The 17,894-nt window shown below is 73.7% G+C and carries 11 protein-coding genes and 1 pseudogene; 8 read left to right on the top strand and 4 right to left on the bottom strand.

Annotated elements, in window-relative coordinates; translation table 11 throughout:
• Positions 1-78 precede the first annotated feature (78 nt).
• A pseudogene (locus BKA18_RS04375) lies at positions 79-291 on the bottom strand (leucine-rich repeat domain-containing protein); the annotation flags it as partial.
• 135 nt (positions 292-426) lie between these two features.
• Between BKA18_RS04375 and BKA18_RS04370 the strand changes: the two are divergent.
• On the top strand, positions 427-822 hold the full coding sequence (locus BKA18_RS04370; protein ID WP_366047429.1) for an ACT domain-containing protein: 396 nt from the start codon (positions 427-429) through the stop codon (positions 820-822).
• Between the two features lie 96 nt (positions 823-918).
• The gene (locus BKA18_RS04365; protein ID WP_006607186.1) at positions 919-1,419 is read left to right on the top strand and encodes a hypothetical protein; all 501 of its coding nucleotides are present in this window, start codon (positions 919-921) and stop codon (positions 1,417-1,419) included.
• A gap of 127 nt (positions 1,420-1,546) precedes the next feature.
• Here the strand turns inward: BKA18_RS04365 and BKA18_RS04360 are convergent, their stop codons facing one another.
• Together BKA18_RS04360 and BKA18_RS04355 are read right to left on the bottom strand one after the other, a co-directional pair.
• The gene (locus BKA18_RS04360) at positions 1,547-3,538 is read right to left on the bottom strand and encodes an N-acetylmuramoyl-L-alanine amidase (protein WP_366047428.1); all 1,992 of its coding nucleotides are present in this window, start codon (positions 3,536-3,538) and stop codon (positions 1,547-1,549) included.
• 399 nt (positions 3,539-3,937) lie between these two features.
• The gene (locus BKA18_RS04355; RefSeq protein WP_006607184.1) at positions 3,938-5,071 is read right to left on the bottom strand and encodes an aminoglycoside phosphotransferase family protein; all 1,134 of its coding nucleotides are present in this window, start codon (positions 5,069-5,071) and stop codon (positions 3,938-3,940) included.
• Positions 5,072-5,356: 285 nt separating this feature from the next.
• Between BKA18_RS04355 and BKA18_RS04350 the strand changes: the two genes are divergently transcribed.
• Positions 5,357-6,886 (top strand): DNA-binding protein NsdB, encoded by a 1,530-nt coding sequence (locus BKA18_RS04350; RefSeq protein WP_366047427.1) that lies wholly within the window; start codon positions 5,357-5,359, stop codon positions 6,884-6,886.
• 191 nt (positions 6,887-7,077) lie between these two features.
• On the opposite strand, the gene BKA18_RS04345 is transcribed toward BKA18_RS04350, so the two are convergent.
• Positions 7,078-8,544, bottom strand: coding sequence for a PP2C family protein-serine/threonine phosphatase (locus BKA18_RS04345; protein ID WP_366047426.1), 1,467 nt, complete (start codon positions 8,542-8,544; stop codon positions 7,078-7,080).
• 310 nt (positions 8,545-8,854) lie between these two features.
• Between BKA18_RS04345 and BKA18_RS04340 the strand changes: the two genes are divergently transcribed.
• The 5 genes from BKA18_RS04340 to BKA18_RS04320 all read left to right on the top strand — a co-directional run bounded on the left by BKA18_RS04340 (position 8,855) and on the right by BKA18_RS04320 (position 17,820).
• A complete protein-coding gene (locus tag BKA18_RS04340) occupies positions 8,855-10,270 on the top strand; it encodes a HEAT repeat domain-containing protein (protein WP_366047425.1) in 1,416 nt (471 codons plus the stop codon).
• Between the two features lie 623 nt (positions 10,271-10,893).
• Entirely contained in the window at positions 10,894-12,021 is a 1,128-nt protein-coding gene (locus tag BKA18_RS04335) for a glycosyltransferase family 4 protein (RefSeq protein WP_366048479.1), read from the top strand.
• Positions 12,018-13,256 carry a glycosyltransferase gene (locus BKA18_RS04330; protein ID WP_366048478.1) on the top strand — a complete coding sequence of 413 codons (1,239 nt, stop codon included), beginning with the start codon at positions 12,018-12,020 and terminating at the stop codon, positions 13,254-13,256. Before BKA18_RS04335 ends, BKA18_RS04330 begins: the two co-directional genes overlap by 4 nt.
• A complete protein-coding gene (locus BKA18_RS04325) occupies positions 13,244-14,188 on the top strand; it encodes an SGNH/GDSL hydrolase family protein (protein WP_366048477.1) in 945 nt (314 codons plus the stop codon). The genes BKA18_RS04330 and BKA18_RS04325 overlap by 13 nt, the downstream gene beginning before the upstream one ends.
• On the top strand, positions 14,185-17,820 hold the full coding sequence (locus BKA18_RS04320; protein ID WP_366048476.1) for a hydantoinase B/oxoprolinase family protein: 3,636 nt from the start codon (positions 14,185-14,187) through the stop codon (positions 17,818-17,820). Before BKA18_RS04325 ends, BKA18_RS04320 begins: the two co-directional genes overlap by 4 nt.
• Positions 17,821-17,894 lie beyond the last annotated feature (74 nt).

The following is a 17,894-nucleotide window of genomic DNA, read 5'->3' as shown; positions in this document are numbered from 1 at the left end:
TCGGGAGCGTACGGCGCTGCATGTCCGTTGCCACTGCCCGGCCGGCTCGACCCCACCCGTGCGGTCGAGCCCGTCAGGTCAGGTGAGGACCACACACCCCTTCTCCCGTAGTGCCAGGACCGGTTCCGCCGTGTCCTCCACCGCGTTCCAGCGCAGATCCAACTTCTCCAGCGACGGGAGCAGCGCCATCCAGGGCGGCACCGCCTCGATCCGGTTGCCGCGCAGGTCGATCCAGCGCAGCAACGGCAGCCCGCACAGCGCTTCGGGGACGGCGGGCAGGGCGTTGTTGCGAGGCCGTCGAGCGGCCCGCTGGCGGTCACGGTCGGGCGGTATCGGCACCGTACCCCCCTCCTGCGACCCCCCCGCCCCGGCCGCCCACCACCACGAGACGCCGCACACGCCGCACCGCCCCGTAGGCTGGCCGACATGACCGGCGAACGTGATCTGAGGACCTTGCTGAGCGGAATGCGGCCCGAGCTCAACGCCGGCCGCTACGTCTTCACCACCGTGCCCGGCGCGGTCCCCGAAGGGCTGACACCGGTGGTCACCGTCACCGAGCCCGAGGGCCGCACCCTGGTCGTCCACCAGGAAGAGGCCGACCGGGCGGGCCTGGCCTACGACTATGTCGCCGCCTGGATCACCCTGCGGGTGCACTCCGCACTGGACGCCGTCGGACTCACCGCCGCCGTCGCCACCGCACTCGCCCAGGCCGGTTTCAGCTGCAATGTCGTCGCCGGTTTCCACCACGATCACCTCTTTGTGCCGTATGCCGCGGCCGACGAGGCGCTGCGCCGGCTCCGCGCGCTGGCCGACCAGGCCTGACCAGCGGCAGTACGGCGGCCGACGGCGCTGCGACGGGGCGTCGCCCGCCCCCGACGTCGGCGCGGCGCGCCCGCCCGGGCCACGTACGATGGCGGCATGTCCTTCCTCCGCCGCCGCAGCTCAGCCACGCCCGCCGGGCCTGACTTCGACGTCCTCGCCATGGACCCCGGGGACTGGCCGGGCAACCTCGGAGCCGGGCTGCTGCCCGCGCCCGACGGCACCTGCCAGGGCGTCTTCCTCCGTTACGACCTGTTCGGCGGCCGCGGCCCCGCGATGATCATCGGCAATCTGCCGGAGGGCTCCCCGGCCCGCGAGCTGGCGGACGACCAGGTGCCCTTCGAGGTGGCACAGCTGCTGGCGGCGCTCGGCAACGACGAGCCGGTGACGGTCGTCGAGAGCGAGGACACCCCCGTGATGCACGAGGACAACCTGCTGATCGTCAAGCGCATCAAGTGCTCCGAGAGCCGGATCTCCTGCGCCCAGTTCGACCGCAGCGACGGTGTGCTGGTCACCATCGCCAGCTGGGACCGGCCGATCACCGACGACCTCTACGCCCTGCTCAAGCCGCTGCCGGCGGAGCTCTTCCAGCAGGGCTGACCTCCCGGCGCAGTACGGAGCGGACACGATCGCGCCCGGTGGACGGATTCCGTCCACCGGGCGCGAGGCGTTCACCCGACCGGTACCCGGTCGTCGCAGCCCCAGTTGCACCCCTGGGTGTCCTGCCCTAGGAGCCCGAGCGCCGCACCTCGACATCGGCCGCCCGCACATAGCCGACCCGGTGCCCGAGCTGGATCTCGTAGTAGACGTCCTCGCCGCGCACGATCGCGTGCTTGGACAGGTCGAAGGTAGGGGCGTAGAAGTAGTCGCCCCGCATCCGGCCCCCGACGGCGTACTCCTGGCCGGCGGCGATCTTGTACGGCAGCGGGGCGACCGACTGGTACGGCACCCCGGCCGGATAGGCCTCCTTCTCCGGGTACGCGCGGCCGTAGACCGGGATCTCCGAGCGGCCGTCCTTCGGCGTCGCGACCAGCCCCTTCGCGTTCACCGCCACCCGGTGGCCGTGCGGATTGCGGAACCACGCCCGCTGCCCGAGGTACCAGATCGCCGTCCAGTCGCCGTCCCGGTCCGCCACCGCGAACTGCTGGCCCGTCGTGGCCCGGGCACCGGTGTCGTTCACCCCGGTCGTCGAGTCGCTGCCGTCCGGATGCAGCCCGATGTCCCTGACCAGGGGCGCGCTCTCGCTGGGCGCGGTGTACAGCCGGACCGCCGTGGAGCCGTGCGGCGCACAGGCCTCTCCGGGCTTCTCACAGCCGGTGTACGCGGGCTGGTTCCGGTCGTAGTCGGGGCGGATGGTGACCAGCCCGCCCCGCGCGCCCGCGGTGGCCCGGAACGGCTTGCCCAGCAGGGTGAAGTAGTGCGCCCAGTCCCAGTACGGCCCGGGGTCGGTGTGCATGCCCGGGATCGTGGCCGGGGTCGTGCCGGGCACGTTGTCGTGGCCCAGGATGTGCTGGCGGTCGAGCGGTACGTCGTACTTGCGGCTCAGATACTTCACCAGACGGGCCGAGGCACGGTACATCGCCTCCGTGTACCAGGCGTCCGGCGCGGCGAGGAACCCCTCGTGCTCGATACCGACGGAGTGCGAGTTGATGTACCAGTTGCCCGCGTGCCAGGCGACGTCCTTGGTGGGCACATGCTGGGCGATCAGCCCGTCCGAGGAGCGGATCGTGTAGTTCCAGGACACATAGGTCGGGTCCTTGATCAGCTTCAGCGTGGTCTCCCACGATCCCTCGGTGTCATGGATGACGATGGCGCGCACCCGCTGGTCCTCGGGCCGGTCCGCCTTGTCGTGGTTGCCGTAGTCCCCGTCGCCGAACTCCTCGTACGGCGCCGGCACCGACTCGCAGGCGACGGTCCACGGGCACTCCAGCTTGCGCGCTGCGGCCCGGTCGGACGGCGTGCCGAGACGTTTCTGCTGCGCGGCATCGGGGGCCAGCCGCGGCGATGCGGCCAGCGTGACCCGCTGCCCCGCGTCGGTGGTGCGCGACTGGCCGCGGCGCATCACCTCGTACACCTCGTCCGCGAAGGCCTGGCCGGCGCGGGCATCGTTCTGGCCGCCGTAGCGCGCCACGGCCGTGTACCACCGGGCCGGATCACCGGACGCGGACCGCCCCAGCTTGTGCTGCTCCGCAGCGAGCAGCGCGGCGCCGCCGAGCACGTTCGCCCCGGGGTCGGTCCGCAGCTTCTCGGCCGGCAGTCCGGTCAGCTCGGCGGCCGTCGCCAAGGTACGCAGCCGGGCGGGGAGTTCGGCGGGCAGCGCGGCCCGCTTCGCCGGGGCGGCCGGCCTCTTCAGCGGCCGGGAGTCGTCACCGCGGGCGTCCTCGTCCCCCGTGCTGAACTCCGGCGTCCGGGCCAGGGCCGTACGGGCGTCGGTCAGATGCATCGGGCCGTAGCCCCCGGAGACGCTGGGCGCGCCGCCGTGGCCGTCCCAGCGGGACTCCAGGTAGGAGACGCCGAGCAGCACACTGCGCGGCACATGGAAGTGGGCGGCGGCATCCGTGAACGCCTGCTGGAGCCGGTCCGTCCGGGGCTGCCCGGCAGTGGCGGACGGCGTTCCCGAGAGCGGCAGCAGCAGTACCGCCGCCGCGACGGCGGTGACGGATCTGCGCAGGGCGGGGCGGTGGAATCTCTTCTCGTCTTCCGGGGCGGATCCTCGCAAAGCAACCTCCTCGAGCCGGCCCGAGCCGGGGCGGTGTGACGGTGGGTGCGCAAACGGCCGCACGGGCGGGACCCGAGACTAGAGCCCCCGTCGACCCAGAGCTATATCTGTGCCGACGGTCCGTCAATCACCATGCCAGGTCGGGATGTCGCATGTCGGGGCGTCTCACGAGGAGTCTTCCCGGACCCGTGCCGGGCCTGCGCGGCGTCAGTGGAATGGACCAATGACCGGGCGCGGGGAGGGCCGAAAAGAGCGCCGACCGGACCGGCGCACATGGCTGAGCGGCGCGTCCCGTGCCCGGACGCGCCGCTCACCATCCCCCGAGGGGGTGCCGGCACAGCCCCGTTCATCCGCTCGCAGAGCGAGCAGGGCGGGGCTGTGCCGGCACCCCCTCGACGGTCAGCGGGTGCCGACCGCCGCCCGTACCGCACGGCGTGCCATCTGGCAGTCGTCGTGCAGCCGGCGCAGGAGCAGCCGCTGCTCCTCGCCCGCCGCGGGCATACCGGGTTGTCCCGGGCCCGGTGTCCCCGTCGGCGCGGGTTCGTGCATGGTCCGCTGGACCGCGGTCTCATAGCGCCGGATCTCGCGGGTGAGCACCAGCATCAGATTCACCAGGAAGGCGTCCCGCGAGGCCGGGCCGGCGTTCTGCGCGAGCTGGCTGATGTGGCGGCGGGCCACCGGCGCGTCACCGAGCACCGACCAGAGCGTCGCCAGGTCGTAGCCCGGCAGATACCAGCCCGCGTGGTCCCAGTCGAGCAGCACCGGGCCGGCGGGGGACAGCAGCACGTTGTTGAGCAGCGCATCGCCGTGACAGAACTGGCCCTGGGTGTGCGAGAGACCGTGCAGCAGCTTCTGCAGATCGCCCAGGTCCCGGTCGGTGAGCAGCCCGAGGTCGTGGTAGCGGCCGATCCGGCCCGCGTAGTCCAGCGGGGCGTCGAACAGCCCGGCCGGCGGACGCCACAGGTTGATCCGGCAGATCGCACCGAGCGCGGCGCGGACGTCCGCGCGGGGAGGCGCTTCGGACGGGTGCCGGGTCAGGGCGGCGACCCGGCCGGGCATCCGCTCCACGATCAGGGTGCAGTTGTCGGGGTCGGCCGCCACAAGCCGCGGCACCCGAACCGGCGGACGATGCCGGACGAATGCGCGGTATGCACTTATTTCCTGCCGGAAGCGTTCCGCCCATGCGGGGGACTGGTCCAGTAAACACTTGGCGACTGCGGTCATCCGGCCCGTGGTGCCCACCAGCAGGACGGATTTGCCGCTCCGGCGCAGCACCTGCACCGGATTGAACTCCGGGCAGATGCGGTGCACCGAGGCGACGGCGGCGCGCAGCTGGGCGCCCTGGGGGCCGGACAGATCGAGCCTCCCGCTGAGCGGCTGGGTCCCCGTTCCGTACGCCCGCCGGGTCCGGCCGCCGGGGAGGCCGGTGACCGTCCCCGCGGAAGGGGCGGGGTCGAGATACGGCCCGCTTCCGGTGGGGTGCGGACGGTGCGGCCGGGTGGGGGCGGTCACGGCGGACGATGCTGCATACATGGGTGAAACAGATCCCTTCGTGCGCCGGCGAGTTGCGTGCGCTCCCCGGCCCGGTGGTGGGAACCCGTGAACGGGCCCCGTGCAGGAGGCCGATCCAGGGTCCCTGTGCAGGGCGCGCACCCTGGGGAATGCGGTCCCGCCACCAGGCCGGGGGCGGCACGTCTACAGAACACGTGGCGGCGGGTGGCAGACCATCTGGCGCACCCTGGCGAACCCTGGCGAATGCCCACAGCCCCTGTCACCGGCCGTTACTGTCAACTCAGTCGAGGAACCTGGGGGCTTGACGTGGACAGGCAGCCGAACACCCGTCTCGCGGACCTTTTCGGTCTGGCCGGCTGGTCCAAAGGCGAGCTGGCGAGACTGGTCAACCGGCAGGCGGCGGCCATGGGCCATCCGCAGCTGGCGACCGACACCTCGCGAGTGCGGCGCTGGATCGACATGGGGGAGACCCCGCGCGATCCGGTGCCCAAGGTTCTGGCTTCCCTGTTCACCGAGCGCCTCGGCCGTGTCGTAACCATCGAGGACCTCGGGTTCGCAAGAACCGGTCGCTCGGGGAAGCGGCAGGCCCTGGACGGTCTGCCGTGGGCTCCCGAACGGACCGCTGCGGTCCTCACGGAATTCACGGGAATGGACCTCATGCTCAACCGACGCGGCTTGGTGGGTGCGGGCGCCGCACTCGCCGCGGGCTCCGCACTCACCGGCGCCATGTACGACTGGCTGCACACCGACCCGGCCCCGGCCGGTGCCCCCCGCCCCACCCACCCGTTCGCCACCGAATCCGCCGACGAATTCGACCAGATCGGCCTCGACCGCTACGAGGCGGCCCCCGTGGGGTCCCAGGAGATCGATGCGCTGGAGCGCTCGGTCGAGGTGTTCCGCGCCTGGGACGCGGCCCGCGGTGGCGGGCTGCAGCGCAAGGCCGTGGTGGGCCAGCTCAACGAGGTCGGCGGGATGCTCGCCTACCGCCACCCCGACCATCTGCAGCGCCGGTTGTGGGGGGTGGCCGCCAACCTCGCAGTACTGGCCGGCTGGATGTCCCACGACGTGGGCCTGGAGCCCACCGCCCAGAAGTACTTCATCATCGCGGCGCATGCGGCGCGCGAGGGCGGCGACCGCCCACGCGCCGGTGAGGCACTCTCCCGCGCCGCCCGTCAGATGGTCCATCTGGGCCGCCCCGACGATGCGCTGGACCTGATGAAGCTGGCCAAGTCCGGCTCCGGCGAAGAGAACCTGCCTCGCACCCGCGCCATGCTGCACACCATCGAGGCCTGGGCGCAGGCGTCCAAGGGCCACGGCCAGGCGATGCGCCGCACCCTGGGCGAGGCGGAGGAGCTGTTCGTCTCGGACAAGGGCGATGTGCCGCCGCCGTGCTGGATGCAGATGTTCGACGAGGCGGATCTGCACGGCATGCAGGCGCTGGCGTTCCGTACCCTCGCCGACCACGATCCTGCCGCCGCCAGGATCGCCCAGCACCACGCCAAGCAGGCGCTGCGGCTGCGGGAGAACGGCCGTCAGCGGTCCCAGATCTTCGACTACATCTCGATGGCATCGGCCTGCTTCATCGGCGACGACCCCGAGCAGGCCGACCGCTACGCCCGGCTGGCGCTGGTCTCCATCGGGGAGAACTCTTCCCATCGCACCTGGGACCGGCTGCGGGAGATGTTCCGGCTCACGGGCCAGTATGCGAATTTCGCCAAAATCCAGGACCTGCGTGAGGAGCTCCAGCATGTCCTGCCGAAGGCGAAGCCGAAGACCAAGGGATCGGGTCTGGGCCCCGGCATCGGAACGGGCCTCAGCGGGAACTTCTCGGCCTGAGACGGCAGGTGCCCGCGAGGGTGCCGCTGCGTCATCCGTGCGCCAGGAGGACGGGAGAGAGGACGGAGCGTGCTACGCCCCGCCGTCTCATCCGTCGCCGCCCCATCCGTCCACCGAGGGTCCGCCCGCCGAGGCTTCCGGGGCGGCCGGCGAAGGATCCGCCGGGCCGTCCTCAGCCGGTGGGGTGTGGGTCAGTCGCCGACCCGGGCGATCAGCACACAGGCGTCGTCCTCGCGCTCGGCGCTGCCGAACTCCTCGACGACGATGCGGACACTGTCCTGCGCACTGCGGGCGGCGGCGAACCGAGGCGCCAGGGCGAGCAGCCGCTCGGCACCCTCATGGGCGGCCTCCCCGCCCGGTGCACGGCGCGGCACGAGACCGTCGGTGTGCAGGACGAGCAGGTCGCCGGGCTCCAGTTGCTCGGTGTGCTGGGTGTAGGCCGCACCCGAGGTCGCCCCGAGGAGTACGCCCTCGGGTGGGTCCAGCGCGCGCCCCGTGCCGCGGCGGAACAGCAGCGGTGCGGGGTGTCCGGCCTGGGCCCACTCCAGCGTGCGCGTCTCGGGGTCGAACCAGCCGCACACCGCGCTGCCGAGGGCCGGCTGGGCGGCGGTGTCCAGCAGTTGATTGAGGAGAGCCATCAGGGGCCCCGGCCGGTGACCGGCGACCGCCATCCCGCGCAGCGCGCCGAGCACCATCGCCATTCCGGACGTGGCGGTGACGCCATGCCCGGTGAGATCGCCGACGCTTAACAGCGTCTGGCCGTCGGGGAGTTGCAGTGCGTCGTACCAGCCGCCGCCGATCAGGGCGGGGGTGCCGGACGGCAGATAGCGCCCGGCGAGGTCGAGGGCGACCGGACCGCCTTGCGGGAACCGCAGGGAGCCGCGCCATGGCGGTAGCACGGCCTCCTGCAGCTCGACCGCAAGCCGGTGCTCGGTCTGCGCGATCTGCCGCTGGCGGTGGAGCGAGTCACGGGTCTCGCGTACCGCCTGCTGGCTTCGGCGCAGCTCGCTGACGTCCCGCAGCACGGCCCACATGCATGCGGTACAGCCGTCGGCGTCGAGCACCGGCTCGCCCACCATGTGCACCGTGCGCCGGCTGCCGTCCGGCCGCACGATGCGGAATTCGCCGTCGATCGGCCGGCCGTCCACCAGACAGTCGGTGACCATGGCGGCCAGCCTCTCCTGGTCCTCGGAGTGCACCAGGGACGGCAGCTCGTCGAGGGTGAGCGGGCCGTCGGACGGGGCCCGGCCGAACATCGCGAACAGTTCGTCGGACCAGCTGACCTCGTCGGTGAGCAGATTCCACTCGGCGCTGCCGACCCGGCGCAGCAGCGCGCCGCGCTCGTGGGGCGCAGGCTCCGGTGGGGCGGCCGGCAGCTCGGCCTCCGGGGTGCCGTCGTCGTCACTCTCGGTGGGCAGGCCCTCTCTCAGCTGGTCGAGATGGCCCCCGAGGTCGTCGAGGTGGTGCGCGGCGAGATCGCACAGCGCCCGCTGCCAGCGCAGCTGCGGGTCGGGGGCGAGGCCGGTGTCCACCGCGGACTCCCGGCGCACCGCGTCGAGACCACCGCGCAGGCGGCGGGCCTGCGTGATGAGTGCCTCGACCGCGTCGCGCTCGGGGGGCCGGTCTGCTGAGTGATCCGCGAAGAGAGGGGACGGCATAACGTACTCCGTGATCAGGCGGCGCCGGGCTGAAGGCCGGTAACGACTGTTGCACAGGCAGCGACCGTCCGTAAGGGATTTGGCACTACCCGATACGGTGGTGCACCCGGCATATGCCCCCGGCGTTTCGGGGTATCTCCGGCTCGAATCGGCGGAATGACGGCTTCCAGGCTAGGCTTCGGCCGCCGTACGCCAGGTGTTCTCCCCGATCCATGGTGGGAACGAGGCATACGGCCCGTGGTCACCGGCAAGAATGCCGGTCAGCGGAAATCCCGTTGCCAGCCCGCCCCCCGCACCGGATGCTGACCTCATGTTCGATCCAGACATAGCGCCCAGTGGCACCCTGCTCGGCCTCCTGCAGCGAGGCCGCGGCGACGGGACCCTGCATGCCCTCGCGGCGCCGCGGGCCGAGGCGCTCGCGGCACTCAACGACAGCGTGCTGCGCGACCCCCGCCGTGACTGGCAGGTCGAGAACCGCTCGCTCTACTACGCGCGCCTCTACATGCAGCTCGACGGCGGGCTCGAGGAGATCGAACGCCACCTCTTCCACCCCGACGACCTCGTCGACACGGGCGAGGAGCGCACCGGTCTGGCCCTCGCCGTCCTCGGCCACCTCGCCGCGTACGGCCGGGACGCCGCCCGTCTGCTGCTGCGCAGCTACGCCGCGGCCGGCAGCAACTGGCGCTGGGCCCTGGACGAGCTTGCGCTGCGTGACGACGACGCCGGGCTGATGACCCTCGCCCCCGCCGTCCTCGCCCGCTTCCCCGAGACCGAGGAGGGCGAGGCCGAGCTGGCCGCCGCGGTCCGCGACGCCTTCGAGCCTCGGCCCTGGCGGCTGTGGGCCGAGGATCCCCGTTACGGTGCGCGACTGGCCGCCGCCGGGGAACAGGGGTCCTTCGACCGCTGGCAGCGGCAGCTGCGGCCCCGCGGGCCGCGCCCCGGCTGGAGCGTGTCCGAGATCCTCCAGTGGGCCCAGGAGGGGCTGGAGCTGGAGCCCGAGGAGCACCGGTACCGCGCCGCCGCCCGTTGCCTGGGCGCCGTCGCCGGGCCCGAGGACCGGCCCGACCTGCTGCGTGCCGCCCGTACTGCACCGGACGCGGCGCGCGCCGCCGCGCTCCACCACCTCGCCGCGTGCGGCGAGGTGGAGGCGCTCGATCTGATCGAGGCCGCGGTCGGCTGCCCCCTCTCCAGTGAGCTGCTGGTCTCCGCCGCCCTCGCCTCGTTCGCGCGGATGCGCAGCGTGGCCGTGGTCGAGCGGGCCCGCGGCTGGGCGGCGCGCGGGGACCGGCTGGGTGCGTCCGCCGCCGCGATGCTCGCCCGCCGCGGCGGGCTCCACGACACCGAACTCGTCCTGGCCGCCTTGCGCCGTACCGTGCGCGAGGAGGGCCCGGACGCGGACGGCCTGTGGGAGCTGGTCGACGGCACCGGACGGCTCGGCGTCGGCTGCGCCGCCCCCGTCCTGCGGCACATCTACCGCGAAACGTCCTCCTCCCACCTCCGCGGCCGGGCCGCCGCCGCGCTCGCCGCCACCGATCCCGGGTTCGCGGCCGGCTTCGCCGTCGAGTGCCTGTGGGACTGCGAGGAGACCACCCGCGAACTGGCCGCCCGGCACGCTGCCACGGGCGACGACCGGGTCGTCGAACAACTCCGCCGCCTTGCCGCCGACCCGGCGGAGGAGGCCGAGGTACAGACGGCCGTCCGCAGCCGAATCGGACCAGAGTCCTAGGGTCCTCCCACGTTGTCGGCTTTCCCGCCGTGGGTGTTGCTCGCCGTTGCGCTTTGCGGCGCCGCCGCACGTTGTCGGCTGTCCCGCCGTGTTTCGTCTCGCCGTTGCGCCTGCGGCGGGCTGGGTGGGTGTCGGGTGCGGTGACGGGCCTCCGGGGCCGGTGTGTGGGACTGCTTCGCTTTACGTCCCACACACCGGCCCCTCCGGCCCGTCCCCTCCCGTGGATGGAGTGAGTGACGGTGGGTGGGGGCTGGCCACTCGTAGCCAGTTCGCTGCGACCGACGAGGCGCACCAGACCACCTACAAGCACCCCCACCGGCCTGTTTCCTCCCACTCACGGGAGGGGCCGTGCCGCAGGACGAAGTCCGGAGGAGCGGCACCGCACCCGACCACCCACGCCCGCCGCCAGGCGCAACGGCGAGCCACACCCACGGCGGGACAGCCGAAAACGTGCGGGCGCGCCGCAAAGCGCAACGGCGACAAACCACCACGGCGGGAAAGCCGACAACGTGCGGCGGCGCCGCAAAGCGCAACGGCCGCCAGGCGACAACGTGCACGGGACGTTCCCCGGCTGGAAAGATCCCCTTGGTCCCCTCCACGCACGGCACGCCGAGAACAGCCGTATGCGTGTCGCCCTCGTCACCGAATCCTTCCCGCCCGATGTCAACGGCGTAGCCCACTGCGCCCTGGAAACCGCCCGGCACCTCGTCCGGCGCGGTCATGATCCGCTCGTCATCGCACCGCTCGGCGGCGCCGCGCCGACCTCCGCTACCCAGGAGAGCCCCTGCCCCGTGGTCCGCGTGCCCTCGGTGCCGCTGCCCGGCTATCCGCAGGTGCGGATCGCGCTCCCCGGACGGCGGCTGTCCGCCGCGCTCGCCGAGCACCGCCCCGACGTGGTGCACCTCGCCAGTCCCTTCGTCCTCGGTGCCCGCGCGATGGCCGCCGCCACCCGGCAGCGGGTGCCCGCGATCGCCGTGTACCAGACCGACCTGGGCCGTTATGCCCGTACCTACCTCGGCGGCGGTGCGGCCACGGCCTGGCGGCGCATCAAGGCGGTGCATGCCGCCGCCGACCGCACCCTGGCGCCGTCCAGCGCCGCCCTGCTGGACCTGACCGAGCACGGTGTGCCGCGGGTGCATCTGTGGCCGCGCGGTGTCGACTCCGAACGGTTCCACCCCGGGCGGCGCGACGCGGTGCTGCGCAGCTCGCTGGCCGCGGGGCGGGAGCTGCTGGTGGGCTACGTGGGACGGCTGGCGCCGGAGAAGGACGTCCGGCTGCTGGCCGAGACCTCGCGGCTGCCGGGCGTCCGTACCGTCGTCATCGGCGACGGCCCCAGCGCCGCCGGGCTGCGGGCCGCGCTGCCGGAGGTCCGCTTCATGGGCCGCCGCACCGGCGACGAACTCGCCCGCCTTTACGCCTCGTTGGACGTTTTCGTGCACACCGGGCCGTATGAGACCTTCTGCCAGACCGTGCAGGAGGCGATGGCCTCGGGTGTGCCGGTGGTGGCGCCGCGCGCGGGCGGCCCGCTCGACCTGGTGGACCACGGCCGTACGGGGCTGCTGGTGACACCGGGCGACGGCGCGGCCTTCCGGGACGCGGTGCGCTTCCTGGGGGGCAGCGCCGAGCTGCGCGCCCGGTACGGTGTCGCGGCCCGCAGCGCTGTCGCGCAGCGCACCTGGGAGGCGGTGGGCGACCAGTTGCTGGCCCACTACGAGGCCGTGCTCAGCGACCGGACGGCGGTGGCGGCATGACCGCGCGGCACGGCTCCGGCCTGCGCATCGTCCGGATCGCCAACTTCGTCACCCCGGCCTCCGGCGGGCTGCGCACGGCACTGCGCGAACTCGGCGCGGGTTACCGGGCCGCCGGCCACGAGCCGGTGCTCATCGTGCCCGGACCGCCGCGGCCGGACGGGACGGGCACGACGGCCCGGATCCACGACGAGGACACCGCACAGGGGCGGGTGATCACCCTGCCCGGGCCGGAACTGCCGGGCAGCGGCGGCTACCGCATGCTCACCGACCGCCCCCGGCTGCAGCGGCTGCTGCACGCGCTGGCCCCCGACCGGCTGGAGGTCTCCGACCGTACGACGCTGCGCTGGACGGGGGAGTGGGCGCGCCGGGCCCGGGTGCCCGCGATGATGGTCTCGCACGAGAGCGTGGATGGGGTGCTGCGGACCTGGGGCGTCCCGCAGCCGCTCGCCCGGGCCGCCGCGGACCGGCTCAACACCCGTACGGCGCACGCCTACAGCCGGGTCGTGTGCACCACCGAGTGGGCGGCGGCGGAGTTCACCCGGGTCGGCGCGCGCAACGTGGTGCGCGCACCGCTCGGGGTCGATCTCGACGCCTGGCACCCGGACTGCCGCAGCGCCGCGCTGCGCCGGCGCAGCGCGGGCCGGGCGGAGGTCCTGCTGCTGCTCTGCTCCCGGCTGTCGCAGGAGAAGCGGCCGGGGCGGGCCCTGGACGCCCTGGCCCAGCTCCGCCGGCGTGGGGTCGACGCGGCCCTGGTGGTGGTCGGTGACGGGCCGCTGCGCACCCGTCTGGAGGCCCGGGCCCGGGACGAGCGGCTGCCCGCGGCGTTCCTCGGGCACCTCGCCGATCGGCCCCGCCTCGCCGCGCTGCAGGCCGCCGCCGATGTCGCGCTGGCGCCCGGACCGGCCGAGACGTTCGGGCTGGCCGCCCTGGAGGCGCTCGCCTGCGGCACGCCGGTGGTCGCCAGCGCGGCCTCGGCGCTCGCCGGTCTCGTCGGCAGCGGCGGCGACACGGCCCTCGACGACGGGCCCTCGTACGCCGATGCCGTCCAGCGGGTGCTGGCCCGGCCCGAGCCCGCCCGGCGCGCGGCCGCCCGCCGGCGGGCCGAGGGCTACGGCTGGCAGCCCGCCGTCGACGCCTTCCTCGCGGCGCACGATGCGCCCGCACCGCTGGCGCGTCCGCTCGCCGCCGCGGCCGCGCCGTACCCGGCCGGTCCGAGGGGCGGGTGGCGACGGTGAGGTGGGAGGGGCCGGCGGCCGGCGACCGCTCCCCGGCCCCGGCCCGTTTCGTCGCGCTCGGTGACTCGCTGACCGAAGGGCTCGGCGACCCCCTGGCGGACGGCGGCTGGCGCGGCTGGGCCGCCCTGCTCGCCGGGGCGCTGGGGGAGCGGCCGGGCGGTGTGGAGCTGGTGAACCTGGCGTGCAGCGGCGCACAGACGGCGGACGTGGCCGAGCGGCAGCTGCCGCTGGCACGCGAGCTGCGTCCGCGGTTCGCCTCACTGATCGTCGGGGCGAACGACACCCTGCGCGCCGCCTTCGCCATCGAGCGGGTCACGGCCGCGCTGGACCGGGCCCATGGCGCGCTGAGCGCCGACGGAGCCGTGGTGCTGACGGCCTGTCTGCCCGACCCCGGCCGGATGCTGGGGCTACCCGGGCCGCTGGCCCGTCCGCTCGCCCGCCGGATGCATGCGGTCAACACCGTGGTCCATGCGGTGTCCGCCCGCTACCAGGGCGTGCATCTGCACCTCGCCGACCACCGCTGGGTCGCCGAGCGGGCCTCGTGGAGCGTGGACCGGCTGCACCCCAGCGAGCGCGGCCACCGGCTGCTGGCCCGCGGCTTCCATGCGGCGCTCGCCGCCGCCGGCCTGCCCGTCGGCCCGCCGCCCCCGCTCACCCTCGACGGCCCGCCGCCGACCCGCGCCGGATCGGCCGTGTGGATGGCGACCCGCGGCACCCGCTGGGTCGCCGACCGGTGCACGGACCTGCTGCCCGGCCTGCTCGCCCTGGCCCTGAAGGAGTGCCGGCACGGGGTGGCCGGCTCCGGCCGGCTGCTGGACGCCGCGGCCGAGCGCGCCACCCGTACCGCGCTGGCCGCCCTGACCGAGCCGGGCGGCGCGGCGCTGGGGAAAACCGCCGGGACCGTGAAGGGCGCTGCGACAATGGCAGGATGACCGGGCGCTGGGAGTTCTGGATCGACCGCGGCGGCACGTTCACGGACGTCGTCGGCAGGCGGCCGGACGGGCGGCTGGTCACCGGCAAGCTGCTCTCGCACCACCCCGAGCGCTATCGGGACGCCGCGGTGGCCGGCATCCGGATGATGCTGGGGCTCGGCCCGGACGAACCGGTGCCCGCCGAGCGGGTCTCCGTCGTCAAGATGGGCACCACCGTCGCCACCAACGCCCTGCTGGAGCGCAAGGGCGAGCCGACCGTCCTGCTGACCACCGAAGGCTTCCGGGACGCCCTGCGGATCGCCTACCAGAACCGGCCGCGGATCTTCGACCGGCACATCGTGCTGCCCGAGGCGCTCTACGACCGGGTGATCGAGGTACCGGAGCGGATCGGCGCACACGGCGAACTCGTGCGGCCGCTGGACGCCGCCCCCGTCCGCCGGGCGCTGATCCGGGCCCGTGCGGACGGCCTGCGCAGCGCCGCCGTCGTGCTGCTGCACGGCTACCGCCACACCGACCACGAGCGGGCCGTCGCCGAGCTGGCCAGGCGCGCCGGCTTTGCGCAGGTCAGCTGCTCGCACGAGGTCAGTCCGCTGATGAAGCTGGTGCCCCGCGGGGACACCACCGTCGTCGACGCCTACCTCTCCCCGATCCTGGGCCGGTACGTCGACGAGATCGCCGCCGAACTCCCCGGTATCCGGCTGATGTTCCTGCAGTCCAATGGCGGGCTGCGGCAGGCCGCGCACTTCCGCGGCAAGGACGCGGTGCTGTCCGGCCCGGCCGGCGGTGTCGTCGGCATGGCCCGCAGCGCCGCCGAGGCCGGCGGCCACGACCGGGTGATCGGCTTCGACATGGGCGGCACCTCCACCGATGTCTCGCACTACGCGGGCGAGTTCGAGCGGGTCTTCGGCAATGAGGTCGCGGGCGTGCGGATGCGCGCCCCGATGATGAACATCCACACCGTCGCGGCCGGCGGCGGCTCCGTACTCCACTTCGACGGCCGCCGCTACCGGGTCGGCCCCGACTCGGCCGGCGCGGACCCGGGGCCGGCCTGCTACCGCCGCGGCGGACCGCTCACCGTCACCGACGCCCAGGTGATGCTCGGCCGCATCCAGCCCGCCCACTTCCCCGCGGTCTTCGGACCGGACGGCGACCAGCCGCTGGACGCCGAGGTGGTCCGCGCCCGCTTCGCCGAGCTCGCCGCGCGGGCCGCCGCCGAGACCGGGGACGACCGCGGCCCCGAGCAGGTCGCGGCCGGCTTCCTCGACATCGCCGTGCTCAACATGGCCAACGCCGTCAAGAAGATCTCCGTCCAGCGCGGCCGCGACATCACCCGCTACGCCCTCACCAGCTTCGGCGGCGCCGGCGGGCAGCACGCCTGCGCGGTCGCGGACGCGCTGGGCATCGGCACGGTGCTCATCCCCCCGCTGGCCGGGGTGCTCTCCGCGTACGGCATCGGCGTCGCCGACGCCACCGCGATGCGCGAACAGGCCGTCGAGGCGGAGTTCACCGACCCCGACGCGCTGAGCCGGGTGCGCGAGGTCTGCGACGCGCTCGCCGGACAGACCCGGCGCGAACTCCTCGACGACGGGGTCCCGGACGAGTCGGTCACCACGCGGGCCCGGGTGCTGATCCGCTATGCCGGGACCGACTCCACCATCGGCGTCCCGCTGGCCGACGCCGACACCATGACCGCCGACTTCGTCCGGGCACACCGCACGCGCTACGCCTTCACCATGGACAAGCCGCTGGTGGCCGAGGCGGTCTCGGTCGAGGCGCGCGGCACGGCCGGCGGCGCACGCGGGTACGAGGCCGGATCCGGCGGCCGGGAGGGGGAGCTGCGGCCCGCCGCGACGGTCCGGATGTACACCGCCGGAGGGTGGCAGGACACCGGCCTCTACCGGCGCCCTGACCTGCGCCCGGGCGATGTCCTCACCGGCCCGGCGATCATCGCCGAGCAGGACGCGACCACGGTCCTCGACCCCGACTGGCAGGCCGAGACGGGCGAGGCGGGCCACCTCCTGCTGACCCGGACCCGGCCGCGTGCCGACCGGGTCGCGGCCGGCACGGAAGTCGACCCGGTGATGCTGGAGGTCTTCAACAGCCTCTTCATGGCCATCGCGGAGCAGATGGGCGTCCGCCTGGAGAACACCGCACACTCCGTCAACATCAAGGAGCGGCTCGACTTCTCCTGTGCCCTCTTCGACGCCGACGGCAATCTGATCGCCAATGCCCCGCACATTCCGGTGCATCTGGGCTCGATGGGGGAGTCCATCAAGGAGGTGCTCAGGCGTCGTCGCGGGGAGATGCGGCCGGGCGACGTGTATGCGGTCAACGACCCGTACCACGGGGGCACCCACCTCCCGGACATCACCGTCGTCACCCCCGTGTTCGACCAGGACGCGCCGGACGGTCCCGCCGGCACCCCTCCCGAGCTGCTCTTCCTGGTGGCCTCCCGCGGCCATCACGCCGAGATCGGCGGCATCACCCCCGGCTCGATGCCCGCCTTCAGCAGCACCATCCAGGAGGAGGGCGTCCTCTTCGACAACTGGCTGCTGGTCCGCGACGGCGCATTGCGCGAACGCGCCACCCGCGACCTGCTCACCGCCGGCCGGTACCCCTCCCGCGCCCCGGACGCCAACCTCGCCGATCTGCGGGCCCAGATCGCCGCCAACGAGAAGGGCATCGAGGAACTGCGCCGGATGACCGAGCAGTTCGGTCTGGACGTCGTCCAGGCCTATATGGGGCACGTCCAGGACAACGCCGAGGAATCGGTACGGCGGATCATCGCGGGGCTGTCGGACGGCAGCTGCCGCTACGAAACCGACAGCGGGGCCGAGATCCATGTCGCGCTGAGAGTCGACCGCGCCGCCCGCAGCGCCGTACTCGACTTCGCCGGGACCTCACCCCAGCTGCCCGGCAATGCCAACGCGCCCACCTCGGTGGTGATGGCGGCCGTCCTGTACGTCTTCCGCACCCTGGTCGCCGACGACATCCCGCTCAACAGCGGCTGCCTCAAGCCCGTACGGGTGCGCATCCCGGAGGGCTCGATGCTCGCCCCCGTCTTCCCGGCGGCCACCGTCGCGGGAAACGTGGAGACCTCCCAGGCGGTCACGGGCGCCCTCTACGCCGCTCTCGGCGTCCAGGCCGAGGGCTCGGGCACCATGAACAACCTGACCTTCGGCAACGACCGGGTGCAGTACTACGAGACCGTCGCCAGCGGCTCGGGCGCGGGCGACGGCTTCCACGGCGCGGACGCCGTCCAGACCCATATGACCAACTCCCGGCTGACCGACCCCGAAGTGCTGGAATGGCGCTACCCCGTCCGGGTCGACGCCTTCACCCTGCGCGCCGGCAGCGGCGGCAGGGGCCGCTGGCACGGCGGCTGCGGCGTCGAGCGCCGGCTGCGCTTCCTGGAGCCGATGACCGTCGCCCTGCTGACCAACCACCGCCGGGTCGCGCCGTACGGCATGGCGGGCGGCGCCCCGGGGGCGCTGGGTGTCAACTCCCTTGAGCGGGCGGACGGTTCGCGAGAGGACCTGGCGGGCTGTGACGCGGCGGACGTCGGGGTGGACGACGTACTGGTGATGCGTACACCGGGCGGCGGGGGATACGGGACGCCGGACGAGGGCTGACGGGCGGCCCGGCAGGGACCTGAGCGCGCCCGGACGGCACCCCTAGGGGGTGTCTCTTCGATCTCCGTGGATCA

Source organism: Streptomyces auratus, assembly GCF_050433025.1.
Lineage (GTDB): Bacteria > Actinomycetota > Actinomycetes > Streptomycetales > Streptomycetaceae > Streptomyces > Streptomyces sioyaensis.
This window is presented reverse-complemented; position numbering and strand designations above follow the sequence as displayed.

Excerpts from the sequence above, each read along its gene's own strand:
- BKA18_RS04370 (WP_366047429.1), top strand. The coding sequence starts at position 427 with ATGACCGGCGAACGTGATCTGAGGACCTTGCTGAGCGGAATGCGGCCC.
- BKA18_RS04365 (WP_006607186.1), top strand. The coding sequence starts at position 919 with ATGTCCTTCCTCCGCCGCCGCAGCTCAGCCACGCCCGCCGGGCCTGAC.
- BKA18_RS04355 (WP_006607184.1), bottom strand. The coding sequence starts at position 5,071 with ATGTATGCAGCATCGTCCGCCGTGACCGCCCCCACCCGGCCGCACCGT.
- BKA18_RS04345 (WP_366047426.1), bottom strand. The coding sequence starts at position 8,544 with ATGCCGTCCCCTCTCTTCGCGGATCACTCAGCAGACCGGCCCCCCGAG.
- BKA18_RS04340 (WP_366047425.1), top strand. The coding sequence starts at position 8,855 with ATGTTCGATCCAGACATAGCGCCCAGTGGCACCCTGCTCGGCCTCCTG.
- BKA18_RS04335 (WP_366048479.1), top strand. The coding sequence starts at position 10,894 with ATGCGTGTCGCCCTCGTCACCGAATCCTTCCCGCCCGATGTCAACGGC.
- BKA18_RS04330 (WP_366048478.1), top strand. The coding sequence starts at position 12,018 with ATGACCGCGCGGCACGGCTCCGGCCTGCGCATCGTCCGGATCGCCAAC.
- BKA18_RS04320 (WP_366048476.1), top strand. The coding sequence starts at position 14,185 with ATGACCGGGCGCTGGGAGTTCTGGATCGACCGCGGCGGCACGTTCACG.